Below are 664 nucleotides of genomic sequence, written 5' to 3'. Positions count from 1 at the left end.
GCCGACACGCAGGACCCGATGTCGCCGACCAGCGGCGCCACGATCGCCACGTTGCTGTCCATCTCGCGCGGCTCGATGTCGATCTGGATGAAGGTCTTCGACCCCGGCTCGCCCCACGTCTTGCCCTTGCCGTGCGACAAGAGCCAGTTCAGCCGCGCGCCCACCAGCACCACCACGTCGGCGTCCTTCAGCACCATCGAGCGCGCCGCCCCCGCCGACTGCGGGTGGGTGTCGGGCAGCAGCCCCTTGGCCATGCTCATCGGCAGGAACGGGATGCCCGACTTCTCGACCAGCTCACGCACCGCCTCGTCGGCCTGGGCGTAGGCCGCCCCCTTGCCGAGGATGATCAGCGGCCGCTTGGCGCCCTTCAGCACCTCCAGGGCGCGCGCCACCGAGTCCGGCGAGGGCAGCTGCGCCGGGGCGGCGTCGACCACCTTGACCAGCGAGCGCGCCCCCTCGGCGGCGTCCATCACCTGCGAGAACAGCTTGGCCGGCAGGTCGAGGTAGACGCCGCCCGGACGGCCCGACACCGCGGCGCGGATCGCGCGGGCCACGGCGATGCCGATGTCCTGGGCGTGCAGCACGCGGAAGGCCGCCTTGCACAGCGGCTTGGCGATGGCCAGCTGGTCCATCTCCTCGTAGTCGCCCTGCTGCAGGTCGACGA

At 71.8% G+C, this 664-nt stretch carries 1 pseudogene; it reads right to left on the bottom strand.

The window, feature by feature from the left end:
- Window positions 1-664 (bottom strand): annotated as a pseudogene (locus DS837_RS31900) (thiamine pyrophosphate-binding protein); the annotation flags it as partial.

The sequence above is a fragment of the Azospirillum brasilense genome (assembly GCF_008365405.1).
Classification (GTDB): Bacteria; Pseudomonadota; Alphaproteobacteria; order Azospirillales; family Azospirillaceae; genus Azospirillum; species Azospirillum brasilense_D.
This window is presented reverse-complemented; position numbering and strand designations above follow the sequence as displayed.